Source organism: Candidatus Pantoea bituminis (assembly GCF_018842675.1).
GTDB classification, from domain to species: domain Bacteria; phylum Pseudomonadota; class Gammaproteobacteria; order Enterobacterales; family Enterobacteriaceae; genus Pantoea; species Pantoea phytostimulans.
Window position 1 is genome coordinate 134,606 of sequence record NZ_JAGTWO010000005.1, and the last position, 13,727, is coordinate 148,332.

Genomic DNA, 13,727 nt, shown 5'->3' on the forward strand with positions numbered 1-13,727 from the left:
CGTCACATATATTTCCTTTGAAAAATCCCACTCAGCATGTAAATATACAAAACATATACGTTTCATATAGGCATAATATGGGCATTGTAAAAATTTCCGACCTTATGCATGAGAATTTGCGTATCGCCAGTCAGGCGATGAGTCGCTCCATTAACTCTCAAGCAGAGCATTGGTTAAAGTTGGGCATGATGGCCGAACTCTATCCACAGCTGAATCAGCATGAACTGGCGCAAATGTTAATTCGCGCCGAACTGGATGGCAGTTCAGATATTCGTAACTTAGTCGTTAGCGACAATCTCACTTCACAAGGAGATGTGTAATGAACACAGTAAAAATTCACACGGCACGGGAAATTGAAATGGCGCGTTCAGCGGGTCATGCTGCCGCTAAAGTGCTGGAGATGATCACTCCACACGTCAAACCCGGGATCACGACGGAAGAACTTGACGATATTTGCCATGATTACATCGTCAATGAACTGAAAGTTACGCCCGCGAACATTGGGTATCACGGTTATACCCGTACCACCTGTACTTCGGTTAATCATGTGGTTTGCCATGGCATTCCCGCTGCGAAAAAGCTCAAAGATGGCGACATCGTGAATATTGATGTCGCGATCATCAAAGATGGATGGTATGGCGACACCAGCCGTATGTACTTTGTTGGGCAACCTTCCGTACGCGCCAAACGTCTGGTAGAAATCACCTATCAATCCATGGTTGCGGGCATTAAAACTGTTCGTCCTGGCGCAACCTTAGGGGATATTGGTGCTGCAATCCAACGCGTCGCGGAAGGTGCAGGTTTTTCCGTGGTGCGTGAATATTGCGGACACGGTGTAGGCGAGATTTATCACACCGATCCTCAGGTGCTGCATTACGGCACACCGGGCGAAGGCATGCCGCTTAAAGCAGGGATGATTTTTACTATCGAGCCGATGATCAATGCAGGCAAAGCCGGAACCAGTTTGCTTTCCGATGGCTGGACAGTAGTGACCAAAGACCGTTCACTCTCCGCGCAATGGGAGCATACCGTTGCCGTGACCGAAGACGGTTTTGATCTGTTAACGCCGTGGCCTGAAGGAACCGGCGATTATCCGGCCATTTGATTCTGAGAAAATAAGGCGGAAGCGCCGTAAGCGCTTCCGTTAAAGATTAGTGCTGTGATGTGGATTGCCTTAGCTGAATGCCATTGCGTCCAGCGCGTTTGACCCGATAAAGTGCTTCATCGGTATAACGCAACCATTCATGGATCGAACCCGCCTCTCGTGCCGCAGCGATACCGATGCTGACGGTACATTGATAGTCAGGGAAGCGGGTAAGCGGATCAGTTCGATCTGATTTTTGATTCGCTCTGCCATGGCAATGATGGTGACATCATCTGCATCCCGAACGATAACACCTAACTCATCGCCGCCAAAACGTGCGGGCACGTCCTTCATTCCGACGTTGTCACGCAGCGATCCCGAAATCTCTGCCAACAAGAAATCTCCCGCTTCATGGCCAAACGTGTCGTTAACATGCTTGAAATGATCAACATCCAGCAGCATTAGATACGCATTGCCTTCGCCACGTTTGGTGCGAAGAAACTCGCTTTCGAGACGGTGTTCAAACAGGCGTCGATTAGGAATTTTTAAGCCTGGATCCATTAACGCGATGCGCTCCAGTTCGCTATTTTTTTCCTTAAACTTAGCGTAAGGTTGTGCGATACCACACTCAGCGCCAGTAAATAACCGGTTGCCAGTGGCAACGTTAACCATACGGTGCGCGTCGAAAATTCCGTTTCTATCGGGGCGCCTTCCAAAGCCCAGACCAAGGCAAAAGCAAACAAAAAAGCCTGAACAGCGGCGATCAACTGTGACCAGCCCCCGGCAGAATAACGGTCAGAAATCAGGACCGCTATAATCACAAATGAAGGCAGCGGACTGAGCGCCATCAATCCAACCCAAATACCACCGAAAGCGGCATCGAGAGTTAAATTGTTGCGTTCGCGCCCGGTGGTATCCTGTGAATTTAACGCTAAGCGGTAGGCGATATAGGGCCAGGCAAAAGCATTTATGAACAGTAATCCACAGGCACCCAGGCTTTTTCCCTGCTCCATCAAGACGGATAAAATGGGCAGGAAACACAAAAATGTACCCAGTTGGCGCATAGCAAACATGCGACGTACAAAGCGTGTCGAACGCAGCTTTAGATGGTTGTCATCAGGTGAGTAGTAATTCATCAATTAACAGCATCAACGTAGGGTTAAAGCAGTTTATCGAGATTTAACTTAAATAGGGTAATTTTTTGAGACTTTTCAGGTTGAAGTATGATTTTTTTAAATATAAGAAATTCGAATCGTTACGCTCAAGGTGGAAAACTAACGTATACGACCGCTTCCGATCGCTAATTCTCTTTATTTAGCGCTGTTTCAACAGAAATAAATTTAATGTTTCTTTATTCTGGTTTGGAAAGTGTCAACGCATGCTGTCTTCTGCCATCACGAAAATATTCTGCAAAACAGGCTTAGCGAGGACGGGTTATCACCTAATGCTAACAGTTGACTGCGCAACAGTTAATGCAGGAAATGATTCATTAGTTTTTTATATTTCAATACTAAGCCAAGCGGGATAATGTAATAGCGTCCTCATAGCACTGCCATTCGAGCAGAGCGTTGCCATCTCGACTTAAAATCCACTAATAAATTTCTCTCTGTTTTTTGGGTTATTGGTCAGCGCTACAGCCGCAGCCCAGGATCAGGCTGCGGCAAACGCCTTTTTTCTCACGTTTTATGATAAAACAGAGGCTAACTTTCTTTCCGTTAGTGATATTACTCAATAGAAATGAGTATTGCGCTAGCGACTATTACAGCAAAACAATAAGAGTTCTGTTTTAAATTATATATTTTAAACCTGATGCGGCTGCCGACGATCCTGTTTTTCACGTTTCGATGATTCATGAAGATCGCATGACGCGGGTAAAGATAGGCTGATCAATCCGGCAATTACTAATGAAGCCGCTAAAGCGCAGACGGCGACATTTTGGCCGTAAAGATAAATCATGATGCCGACCAGATAAGGACCACAAAATCCCCCTAAATTACCTAATCCATTAATGACGCCTCGTGCGCTACCCGCGACTTCTGGCGAGGCAATACGTCCAGGAATAGACCAGAATGGACTGGTTGCGGCTTTCAGGAAGAATCCACAGGCCACCAACGCGATGTAGGCAGCAACGATGTGGTTGCGCAAAATCACTGATGCCAACAGCGCGGCAGCAAAGCAAAACAGTGAAATCATTACCCACATTCGACGTTTACCTGAGCGGTCGCTGAACAGAGAAATAAGGTAAATACCCACCATGGTCGCGACAAAAGGCAGCACCGCCAGCATGCCTACATTCGCCATATTTGCGCCTGTCAGATTTTTCAAAATACTCGGCAGCCACAAGGTGTAGCCATAATCACCGGTTTGATAGAAGAAATTGAGTGCGACCAGCTTCATCAATCCTTTATTACGAAAAACATCTTTAAGCGGCGCTTTGCTAACGGGTTGTTTGGACTGGCGTGCGGCGCGCTCACGGCTAAGCGCCTCAATCAAATATTCTCGTTCACGTTCCGGTAACCATCGAGCTTCTTCTGGTCGGTCACTGATCACTAACAGCCACACCAACAACACGACGGCAGAGAGTAAGCCTTCGATGATAAATAACCACCGCCAGTCTGCCATGTTGATGATCATGCCCGAAACAGGTGCCGTTAACATGCCACCCAGCGGCGCAAACATCATGACAAAAGCGTTGGCGCGGCCCAGCTCTTTTTCCGGGAACCAGTTGCTGACCATGGTTAATACCACTGGCAGCATCCCACCTTCAGAAACACCCAAGACAAAGCGTAGCGCCAACAGTTGATAGTGATTGGTCACAAATCCAGTCGCTATTGAAACCACCATCCAGGCTATCAACGACCAGGCGATAAAACGCTTACCACTGCCATTTACCGCAATACGGCCACCGGGCACCTGTAAAAAAAGATAACCGATAAAAAAGATGCCGCTGGCAATGCCCGCCATCTGACTGGTAATGGCAAGGTCCTGTTCCATGCCGCCGGGTAAAGCAAAACTGATATTTACGCGATCCATAAAGGAGATGATGCAGGTAATCAGAATCGGGGCTATCACGCGCAGCCAGCGTGTTCCGGGTATCTTATTGTTCATATCACGCCCTCTGTTTTAAGCAATACGCAGCCTTAACGATGGGCCAGAAGCTCATCGTTATTGCAAAATTGAGTGAGTTAAATTGCGTTCGGTAGAGTTTGCTGCTTGAAGAAGGCATCAACGTTGGCGTAAACCACGTCGCGCATTTTTTGTCGGGTTTCATGGGTAGCGCTGCCGACATGCGGCTGTAAAACCACATTCTCTAACGCTATAAGCTCAGCTGGAACCTGAGGTTCATCTTCAAAAACGTCTAAAGCAGCGCCTGCTATTGATCGGTTTTGCAAGGCAGTGATTAACGCCTTCTCATCCACTAAGGATCCGCGAGCGATATTAATCAGCCAGGCATGTTTCGGCATTGCAGCCAACACAGAATCGTCAATCAGTCCACGCGTCTCTTCACCGCCCGATGCAGCAACCACCAGGAAATCGCTTTCTTGAGCCAATGAAATTAAATTATCTCGGCATACATACGGCAACGCGGGTTTAGCGCTTCGACTGAAATAACTGACTGCCATATCGAAGGCTGCAGCACGCTTAGCGATAGCGCGCCCAATGTTGCCCATGCCGACAATACCGATACGTTTATTACTCACCTGAGTGCCGAGTGGCGGAGCCTGTGTAATCCACTGACCTTGTCGTACAAACTTATCACCGGCAACCAGATTACGCGCCCCGCTTAAAATCAGGCCGAGCGCCATATCCGCGACATCATTGGTCAAAACGCCAGATGTGATAGTGACAGCGATATTATGCTGACGGGTGTAATTCAAATCTACGCCATCCGTTCCAACACCGAAAATAGCGATTAAACCCACATCAGGCAGGTGCTCAAGCACCGCGTTACTTACGCCGACATCGCCACGCGTAACCACCGCGCGGACTGTGCTGCCATGTTGATTAAGCCATGCCAGTGGCTCAGCTTGTTCGTAAAGGCGAAAGACCTCAAAGCTATTGCTCAGCTTTTCCAACAGTGAGTCAAGAACAGGTGCGATTAATAAAACAGTGTGTCGGGTAGATGAAGTCATCAGTATTCCTCATAACAGTTACGTTCGGCAGATGACCTCTATTAAAGGCGATTTTGAGCTTTTTATTGTGACTAAGGTCACGTCAAATAGTGTTACTAATTTGTGTTACCGATGTCGTGATCTTGCTGACTATTCAGGTAGTTGGAAGGGTTCAGATCGTCGCACCCATCGATAACCGATAATGCAGATCAACCTGCTCAATGGTTGGCTGGTGACGCAGTTTTTTAATCAGAATCTCTGTCGCAATCTTGCCCATTTCAAAACGTGGAGTGATCACGCTCGCCAGCTTTGGCGTTGTTACCTGACCAATTTCTAAACCATGAAAACCCGCAATTGCCATTTTTTCAGGTACGTTGATGCCTGCTGCCCGGCACTCCTGTAACACGCCAACGGCTAAGTCATCATTGGTACAAAGAATGCCGTCCATATCAGGGTACATCTGGCGGGCTAGCGTCATCATGCCGGTTCCAATCGACACCGAAGAGACCTTATTCGGCACAATGCGGCCATCAGGTAACGCTGCGGCGCTCATCGCTGCACGGTAGCCTGCGTAACGCTGCTCATCACGAATATCTGACATCGATCCAAAATAGATAACGCGCTTTTTGCCGCTACCAATCAACATGTTGGTCATATCAAACCCGGCGCGATAATTATCAAAACCCACATTGATACGTCCCGGGGTTTGACTCAGACCCATCACTTCAGCCACCGGAATGTTAGCTGCTTTTAAATATTTTTCTGCGCGTACGGTATGTGCCGATTCAGTTAACAACAGTGCTTTAACATTGAAAGCTAATACCGTCGCAATTTGTTCTTCTTCACGCTGGCTATCGTAATCATAATTAACCACCAATGTCTGGTAGCCTTGCGTCGCCGTAACCGATTCTATACCCGCTAATAAATCAGCAAATATCTGATTATGAAAAGAGGGAATTAATACGCCAATGCGCGGCATAGCCTGACTTGCCATGGCAGGATTATCAGCATCCGGTTGATACCCGACTTCTTCAATAACGCTGGCGATGCGTTCAGCCGTTTCAGCTTTCACTTTCTCTGGGGTACGTAAATAACGACTTACCGTCATTTTTGTTACACCTGCTAGCGTTGCGATATCGTGTAACGTGATGCGCTGCATTTTCATTGACTCTTTCCGTTGAACGTCCATCCCGTCTGCATAGTATGCCCGGCGAAACAGCAATGTTGAATCCCTGGAAGCCGCGTAATGCGGCGATTTAACTGCAAAATACGCGATGCCTCACAGCAAGTGTAACTGAGTTTTGTAACATCATTTAAAGTGATCTCCATCACAGTTTTGTTGGCTGTAAAACCGTGAGATAGCATCATCAATTTCGCAATCAAGGCGAGTTTTCGATGAATACACTTTTCAGTCTGGCAGGTAAACGTATTTTGCTGACTGGTTCAGCGCAGGGGATCGGCTTTGTTATGGCGCGCGGTTTAGCTGAACAAGGGGCGGAGGTGATTATTAATGGCACCCATGCTGAGCGTGCTGAAAACGCGGCAATGAAATTACGCGATGAGGGATTCACTGCCCATATTTCGTTGTTTAATGTTGCCGATGAAGCAGCCGTTGAGCAGGCCATTACGCAGATTGAAAATGATATTGGGCCGATTGACGTATTGTTTAACAATGCCGGCATCCAGCGGCGACATCCCTTTACTGAATTTCCGCTGAACGAATGGAACGATATTATTGCCACCAATCAAACCGGCGTATTCATTGTTTCGCAATGTGTAGCCAAAAGAATGGTGGCACGTAAAAAAGGCAAAATTGTTAATATCTGCTCAATGCAAAGTGAATTAGGCAGAGACACCATTACGCCTTACGCAGCAGCAAAAGGTGCGGTAAAAATGTTAACGCGCGGCATGTGCGTCGAGCTGGCTCGCCATAATATTCAGGTGAATGGCATCGCACCCGGCTATTTCCAAACGCCGATGACGCAAGCACTGGTCGATAACGCTGAATTCTCAGAATGGCTCTGTAAACGTACGCCAGCAGCACGTTGGGGTAATCCTGAAGAACTGGTTGGCGCTGCCGTTTTCCTCTCATCAAAAGCCTCTGATTTTGTTAACGGCCATCTGTTATTTGTAGATGGCGGCATGTTGGCGGCAGTGTGATCTTATCAAGGAGAAACTGAGATGGCAGGACAATGCATTATCGTGATGGGCGTTTCCGGTACAGGTAAATCAACTGTGGGTATGGCGCTTGCAGAAGCAGTCCATGCCAAGTTTATTGACGGTGATGATCTTCACCCGCGTTTTAATATCGTGAAAATGGCAGCAGGCGAAGCATTAAATGATGATGATCGTATGCCTTGGCTTGAGCGGCTCTCTGATGTCATTTTTAGCCTTGACCAGAAAAGTGAATCGGGTGTCCTGGTCTGTTCTGCGTTGAAAAAACGCTATCGCGATAAACTCCGTACGGGAAACCCGAATCTGCGCTTTATCTGGCTTAACGGCGACTATGAATGTGTGCTTGAACGTCTGAAATGCAGACAAGGTCATTTCATGCCTGAAGCGTTACTTTTAAGTCAGTTTGCCACGTTAGAAGCGCCAGATGAGAAGGAGAACGACGTCATATCGATAAATATCGCACCTTCACTCAGCCAAATTGTGAATCAATGCGTAGATATTTTACGTGCAGATACACCCTTGCCTGCTCGTCTGGCATCTTAATAGTGCGTTTCATGCCTCGTCAGAATGAGGCATGAAAACACTTTTAGTTTATTTAATGTTGCTGCGTCGGCCTCGTCGCCAGAGCACGATAACCACGAGTAGCACCACCATAGCAACGATAATGCCCGGCAAAATCCACGGCTGAGCTTGTGCCAGTACCGGTGGATGCCCACCTTTGCGAATCCAGGCGACATCACCTGCCGTTACGCGAACCTCAGCATTTCCATAATTGTGCAGGACAAAGTTACTGATTTCTGCGATTTGTTGATCTGTCAGCTTATCAACGTAAGAAGGCGAACTAAAACCCGGCATCAGGACGTCACCGTCTGCGGTTTTACGCTGAACGCCGAACAAAATAGCGGCAATCAGGTTGTTGGGATTACGCATTCCCGTCGCCGTATTGTGAAACAGAGAAGGATAAGCCTGATTCACACTGCCTGCGCCATCTGGCTGGTGGCAACTGGCGCAATTGCCGCTAAATAAAACGTCTCCATTGCTTAAGCTGTGATTAGCATTATTCGGGTTGCGCCCACGAATGCTGTTTTCAACATCCATCGGTTTACCATATTGATAAGCGGGTTGAGTCTCCCCTTCTTCCCGAATGGGAGCCGTGCTTTTCAGGTAAACAGCGATAGCATTGAGATCGCTTTCAGGAAGATATTGCAGGCTATTTTCTACCGCTTCAGCCATGCCGCCTGCGGCCTGATTTTTGCCCTCTGCGCGGCCGGTTTTTAGATACTGGACCAACTCCTGATTCGACCATCCGCCAATGCCGCTAATCGGGTCAGAGGTAATATTTGGCGCATACCAGCTGCCAAGCGGTCCACCCGCCAGCGGTTGATCGCTTTTTCCTGCATCAAGACGCCTCGTGGCGTATGGCATGTATTGCAGTGCGCAAGCCCGTTTACCAGGTAATTACCGCGATTCCATTCTGCGCTTTGGCTGGCATCGTTTTGATAGGGTTCTTTATCCGCAAACAGCAGGTTCCAAAAGGTCATACTGAAGCGCATGTTGAAGGGAAAAGGTAAATCGGTCTGTTGATTAGCCTGCTCGACCGGTTTCACCCCGTGCATGAAATAGTAATAAAGCGCGTGGAGATCCTCATCCGTCATTTTACTGTAAGAGGTATAAGGCATAGCGGGATAGAGTTTTGCGCCATCGGCGCGCTCGCCCAATCGAACAGCATTTGAAAATTCAGCCTCGCTATACTGTCCAATACCGCGCGTGCCGGGGGTGATATTGGTGGAGTAGATCGTTCCCATAGGCGAAGCGATGCCGTAGCCGCCGCTAAATGCACTCTTGCTGCCGGGCGCGGTATGACAAGCCTGGCAGTCGGATGCGATAGCGACCTGTTCGCCTCTGGACAAGAGATCGCTATTGGGGGTTTCAGCCTGCGCACTTAATGTCATCATGGCGGCGAAAGAGGTGATCAGCAGGCGTTTCATGCGAACTCCTTCAAGCGCAGGCTGATGTCATGAGCCGCTTTTAAGCCTAATGCCGCCATCGTCAGCGTGCTGTTGACCACGCTGGCAGACGGAATCGCGCCGCCACCAGGAAGCCAAAGGTTTTCATGGTCAAAGGCCCGACAATTACCATCTACCACGGCATCTTTACCACTTTCCCCCATGATCACGCCGCCCATAATATGGTTATTGGCGTTCAGACCTTGGCTGATCATGAACTCCTTACCATTAAACAATTGCCCGATCTTTTCGAGTTGCACATGTGAGGCTTCGGCACCTTTACGCACATAGTCGCCCACATCGTAATAGATATCGGGGCATGGCAATCCATGCGGGTCTTTACGGGTTTTACTCAGGGTTAAACGGTTTTCAGGATCCGGCAGGGGTTCAAGGCTAATGGAGAGATCAACGCTGTGTACCGCGCGGTAACGAATCTCTTCGTCCAGCTCTTTACCCACTAAGCCTTTCGCTAAAGCCTGCTGTGTTGCCGTCACGACGCGCGAGATATTATTCAGAATGACTTTATTGGCTGAATAGTCACGACGGAATTCCCCATCGCGATAGCCCACCATACAGCTGCTTTGAGCGGGTCCACGGCCAAGCCAAACCGGCTCTTTCGTCAAGAAGGAGCAGTGGAAGCCGGAGTGATCCATCATGTTTCGACCAACCATGTCAGAACCATTGGCAATCCCGTTGGGATTAGCGTCATTAGCCGCCATGAGTAGTAAACGCGGCGTCTCAATGCCATTGCAGGCTAATGCAAAAGCGTTAGCCGTGACTTTATGAGAGGCGCCGGTGTTATCCAGCCAGTGAACAGCAGTGATACGGTTGTTATTATCGGTATCCATTTTGTAGACCACCGCTTCTGCCAACACCACCGCTCCTGCACGCTCAGCACGTTCTACATGGTGAATACCGTTGTACATCGCTCCGATGGGACAGATGGGTTGGCAATTGTTGTTACCGCAACAGGTGGGACGCCCTTCCCAAGGGCGCGTGCTGCGGCCTTGCGGTATCGGCACCAGATTGTACCCATGAGGATTGACCACGCTGGCGAAATAATTATCACCATGAGCAAAGGGCACCATATCCATCGGATAAGGCTGACTACGTTCTACCGGCGATTGTTTGGCAGGATCATTCGGACCAGCCACCCCAATTTCATTTTCCGCTTTGCAATACCAGGGTTCCAGTTCGTCATAGCTGATAGGCCAGTCGCGGCCCACCCCATATTTTGACTGCATGACAAAGTCACTTGGGTGATGGCGCCAGCAGGATGCGGCCCAGTGCCACGTTGTTCCCCCCACGGTGCGCAAATAGCCTTGTTGGAAGCTCGACGCATTTGGGCCTGTGACATTGACGTAGTTGTTACGCGGAAAATAGAGTGGCGCCGGGGCAAATTTTGACTGCGGATAAAGCCCCTGAAAATCTGATCCTGCACGATTTGCAAAGGGCATGTTGCGCCAGTTCTCTACCGCTTGAGCACGATCAATTCGCAAGCCGGCTTCCAGCACCAGCACAGAGTATCCTTGACTGACTAACTCATTAGCCATCATGCCGCCAACGATACCTGAGCCCACAATAACAATATCTGCTGAGGCGTCGCCTTGAGCAGTAAATACCGGTTGTTTATTCATTTTTTATATTTTCTAAATACGTTTCTAAGGGAGTTAAAGGCTGGCGATCAAACCGTCATTTTCAACGGGAACAGGCGCAGTCCACCACATCGGGCCCTTGCTACAATAGGTTGGTACAACCAATCCATCGCGCACGGTTTGGTACATCAGGGCCTGTTTATAGGCGACCAACGTGCCGTGATAATCATCACCTACCGTTCCGGTATACCAGGCTGTAACAATTTGATAGAGAAATTCGTTTAAGCCTGCTTGCGTGGCTTTAGTCATGAACTGCCTGGCATCGATTCCCGCTATCGCTAATCGTTCTAGTTGGGAAATACGGGCGACAAATTGCGGATCGCGTTGAGTAAATACCTCAAGGAAACGTGCTGCCAATGCACTATCGATTTGCTTATGTTCAGTAATCGTTTGTGACACGGTAATGAAGGCTTTCACCGGATCACTGGCGCTGGCGATTGTGGCGGCGAAAGAGACACCCGGTATCGCAGCAATAGCGCCGGTAACGGTTAATCCAGCAACCGCACAAATGAATTCCCGACGAGTGGAACCGGTTCCATTTTTATTTAAAGTTGCACTTTTTGTAGCTGATTCGTGCTTCATGGGTTTTCCTGGTTAGAAGGACAAGCTTTGAAAGGTGATGCAGATCACGGATATTACCGCTTCGTTCCTGTTTTTGTTAATGAGATATAGCGAAAAGATGTCGCCATGTTAATAAATTCGCTCTAAATGATAATTTTGTTTCTTAAACAACCGTCTTATGCGGATGTGCATCGAAGCTTGTTCACTTTCTGTTGCGGATATAACACGCTGGCCTAAGCCGTCATCCTGAAATTCGATTGGACAGTGCAAGTAATGGATGATAATAATTCTCGTTTATGACGGGATCAGGCTAGCCCGCCCTTATCTGACGTTTTGGAGAATCACTGCATGGCAGCCGGGTATCGTCTGTTTAACGTTCACTTAGAAAGCAAAACCCTGCTTTCACCTTCAATGCTGCGCTGCGTGTTTGCCGGTTCCGAAATCAGTGAGATGAAACTTGATGGCCCCGATCAACGTATAAAGTTGCTGTTTGCCGCTGAGAACGGTGAATGGACGCGCATGTCTGTGAGCGATACCTGGTACGAAGATTATCTGGCGCTGCCGAGACATTGCCGACCTCTGTTACGCACCTATACCCTGCGCGCCGTATCGCGCGAAAGGCAGCAGGCGGTGGTTGATTTTGTTATGCATGGTGAAACGGGTCCGGCTTCTCGCTGGGCTTATAATGCCCGGCCCGGTGATGAATTGCAGATCGTCGCACCGAACGCGTTGGCCGAAACAGACAGCGGCGGCTATGAATGGCTTCCTCATGAACAGGTTCAGCAAGCTTTACTGATCGCCGATGAAACGGCGCTGCCTGCAGCCATGAGTATTCTGGAGGCGCTTGCACAGCAAACAAACCCCCGACAGTTCGGGCATTTTTTGAAGTGCCTTTAAGGGCAGATTGCGTGATGCAGGGCGATTTCCCCTTCGCGGAAATTACGTGGTTACCGCGTGAGGAAACCGGCAGTACCGTTTGGGGAGAACGCTTGCTGGCAGCGATCAGGCAAGACGTGCCGGTTCCTGCGCTTGCCTGCAAACCACAGAATGGCGAGTTGCCTGAAACAGGCGAGGATGAGTTATTGTGGGAACGAGCTGAAGGTAATCAGCCTTTTTACGCTTGGGTTGCTGCCGAATCTTCAGCCGTGAAGCGCCTGCGCCGTTATCTTCTTGATGAGTGCTGTCTTGATCGCAGTACCCTCAATTTTATGGCTTACTGGTCATATCGTGCGTGATAGCCGTCATTGACTGGGCTATAAGCCACGTGATTTTAAGCCTGAGCTAGTGAACTGTCGGTTGTTCCACAAAAATTCAGGAACAAATAACCCTGCTCTCTTTAATACAATTAATTACCTGTTAATTCCTCTGGGGCCGATTAAAATAAGGGAAATTTTTTATTGAGAAATTCATAATGCCAAATATTGATGTGCACAAAGATGATGCGCAATTTATGCGTGATTTACTGGATGAGGACGTGGTGAAAATTGAATCAGCCTCCATTCATGCCGACAGAATTCAGCAATCTCTCCACATCGCTATAGCGCAGAAGAATATTGAAATTGAGACAGACTGGAAGCGTTCAACCACCTTTCTGGCTCTTTTTCTGTTTCTTTATGCCGCACTTGGCGCCTCACTTACCCTCGATTTATCTGCAAGCGAAGCGGGTCATAAAAGTATTGAATATGCTTTGCAGGCTATCCCCGTATTGATTGCTTTTTCAGGTTTCTTTATCTCTATTCTTTTCCTGTTTATTAGTCGAGCCAGCGCCCGTAAACAGGTTGACTGGGAAAAAACCATTCATACCTTAGAAAAATACTCTGTGGGAAATTTGTTCAAATTAACCCATTCTCAGGGTGCGGGAACCAGCAACTATTCCCTTCCTTCCATTTATATCTCGCTCGCGTTATTTATCTGCTTAACCTGGATGATCATTTATAACTACCTGACTTTCACCACCAGTGGCGTCTTTGGTAGCGTAATATCTCTGTTCATCAGCACAATGACCTACGTTATTTTGGATATTCAGTTACTGAAGCCTTTTAAGCACGCGGCAGAAACGACGCAGATTGACGCAAAAAAGAAGATGAAAACCAAGGCTGATCCGATTTGAGGATCTTGCAGAATCGTCAAGCAT

10 protein-coding genes and 3 pseudogenes are annotated in these 13,727 nt (G+C 48.3%); 6 read left to right on the forward strand and 7 right to left on the reverse strand.

The window, feature by feature from the left end:
* Positions 1–77: 77 nt before the first annotated feature.
* Positions 78–320, forward strand: coding sequence for a ParD-like family protein (locus tag KQP84_RS23115; RefSeq protein ID WP_215848456.1), 243 nt, complete (start codon positions 78–80; stop codon positions 318–320).
* Positions 320–1,105: a type I methionyl aminopeptidase gene (gene map, locus KQP84_RS23120; protein WP_215848457.1), complete on the forward strand. Its 786-nt coding sequence runs from the start codon at positions 320–322 to the stop codon at positions 1,103–1,105. The genes KQP84_RS23115 and map overlap by 1 nt, the downstream gene beginning before the upstream one ends.
* A gap of 46 nt (positions 1,106–1,151) precedes the next feature.
* Here the strand turns inward: map and KQP84_RS23125 are convergent.
* The 4 genes and pseudogenes from KQP84_RS23125 to KQP84_RS23140 all read right to left on the reverse strand — a co-directional run bounded on the left by KQP84_RS23125 (position 1,152) and on the right by KQP84_RS23140 (position 6,361).
* Positions 1,152–2,220 (reverse strand): annotated as a pseudogene (locus KQP84_RS23125) (diguanylate cyclase).
* A 664-nt stretch (positions 2,221–2,884) separates the two neighbouring features.
* Complete coding sequence (locus KQP84_RS23130; RefSeq protein ID WP_215848458.1) at positions 2,885–4,192, reverse strand: MFS transporter; 1,308 nt, start codon at positions 4,190–4,192, stop codon at positions 2,885–2,887.
* A gap of 77 nt (positions 4,193–4,269) precedes the next feature.
* Positions 4,270–5,217 (reverse strand): 2-hydroxyacid dehydrogenase, encoded by a 948-nt coding sequence (locus KQP84_RS23135; protein WP_215848459.1) that lies wholly within the window; start codon positions 5,215–5,217, stop codon positions 4,270–4,272.
* A gap of 151 nt (positions 5,218–5,368) precedes the next feature.
* Positions 5,369–6,361, reverse strand: a complete 993-nt coding sequence (locus tag KQP84_RS23140; RefSeq protein WP_215848460.1) for a LacI family DNA-binding transcriptional regulator — start codon at positions 6,359–6,361, stop codon at positions 5,369–5,371.
* A 230-nt stretch (positions 6,362–6,591) separates the two neighbouring features.
* Between KQP84_RS23140 and idnO the strand changes: the two genes are divergently transcribed.
* Both idnO and KQP84_RS23150 read left to right on the forward strand, forming a co-directional pair.
* Positions 6,592–7,356, forward strand: coding sequence for a gluconate 5-dehydrogenase (gene idnO / locus KQP84_RS23145; RefSeq protein WP_215848461.1), 765 nt, complete (start codon positions 6,592–6,594; stop codon positions 7,354–7,356).
* A gap of 21 nt (positions 7,357–7,377) precedes the next feature.
* A complete protein-coding gene (locus KQP84_RS23150; RefSeq protein ID WP_215848462.1) occupies positions 7,378–7,914 on the forward strand; it encodes a gluconokinase in 537 nt (178 codons plus the stop codon).
* A gap of 48 nt (positions 7,915–7,962) precedes the next feature.
* On the opposite strand, the pseudogene KQP84_RS23155 reads toward KQP84_RS23150, so the two are convergent.
* The 3 genes and pseudogenes from KQP84_RS23155 to KQP84_RS23165 form a co-directional block, all read right to left on the reverse strand.
* Positions 7,963–9,359: pseudogene (locus KQP84_RS23155) on the reverse strand (c-type cytochrome).
* Entirely contained in the window at positions 9,356–11,014 is a 1,659-nt protein-coding gene (locus KQP84_RS23160; RefSeq protein WP_215848463.1) for a GMC family oxidoreductase, read from the reverse strand. The pseudogene KQP84_RS23155 and the gene KQP84_RS23160 overlap by 4 nt, the downstream one beginning before the upstream one ends.
* 33 nt (positions 11,015–11,047) lie before the next feature.
* The gene (locus tag KQP84_RS23165; RefSeq protein ID WP_215848464.1) at positions 11,048–11,614 is read right to left on the reverse strand and encodes a sugar dehydrogenase complex small subunit; all 567 of its coding nucleotides are present in this window, start codon (positions 11,612–11,614) and stop codon (positions 11,048–11,050) included.
* 327 nt (positions 11,615–11,941) lie between these two features.
* Here KQP84_RS23165 and KQP84_RS23170 point away from each other — a divergent pair.
* Both KQP84_RS23170 and KQP84_RS23175 read left to right on the forward strand, forming a co-directional pair.
* Positions 11,942–12,828 (forward strand): annotated as a pseudogene (locus KQP84_RS23170) (siderophore-interacting protein).
* Positions 12,829–13,004: 176 nt separating this feature from the next.
* Entirely contained in the window at positions 13,005–13,703 is a 699-nt protein-coding gene (locus tag KQP84_RS23175; protein WP_370661511.1) for a RipA family octameric membrane protein, read from the forward strand.
* The last annotated feature ends 24 nt before the right edge of the window (positions 13,704–13,727 follow it).

What these genes read in the sequence shown, in the direction of transcription:
- KQP84_RS23115 (WP_215848456.1), top strand. Translation starts at nt 78, where the DNA reads ATGGGCATTGTAAAAATTTCCGACCTTATGCATGAGAATTTGCGTATC.
- map (WP_215848457.1), top strand. Translation starts at nt 320, where the DNA reads ATGAACACAGTAAAAATTCACACGGCACGGGAAATTGAAATGGCGCGT.
- KQP84_RS23130 (WP_215848458.1), bottom strand. Translation starts at nt 4,192, where the DNA reads ATGAACAATAAGATACCCGGAACACGCTGGCTGCGCGTGATAGCCCCG.
- KQP84_RS23135 (WP_215848459.1), bottom strand. Translation starts at nt 5,217, where the DNA reads ATGACTTCATCTACCCGACACACTGTTTTATTAATCGCACCTGTTCTT.
- KQP84_RS23140 (WP_215848460.1), bottom strand. Translation starts at nt 6,361, where the DNA reads ATGAAAATGCAGCGCATCACGTTACACGATATCGCAACGCTAGCAGGT.
- idnO (WP_215848461.1), top strand. Translation starts at nt 6,592, where the DNA reads ATGAATACACTTTTCAGTCTGGCAGGTAAACGTATTTTGCTGACTGGT.
- KQP84_RS23150 (WP_215848462.1), top strand. Translation starts at nt 7,378, where the DNA reads ATGGCAGGACAATGCATTATCGTGATGGGCGTTTCCGGTACAGGTAAA.
- KQP84_RS23160 (WP_215848463.1), bottom strand. Translation starts at nt 11,014, where the DNA reads ATGAATAAACAACCGGTATTTACTGCTCAAGGCGACGCCTCAGCAGAT.
- KQP84_RS23165 (WP_215848464.1), bottom strand. Translation starts at nt 11,614, where the DNA reads ATGAAGCACGAATCAGCTACAAAAAGTGCAACTTTAAATAAAAATGGA.
- KQP84_RS23175 (WP_370661511.1), top strand. Translation starts at nt 13,005, where the DNA reads ATGCCAAATATTGATGTGCACAAAGATGATGCGCAATTTATGCGTGAT.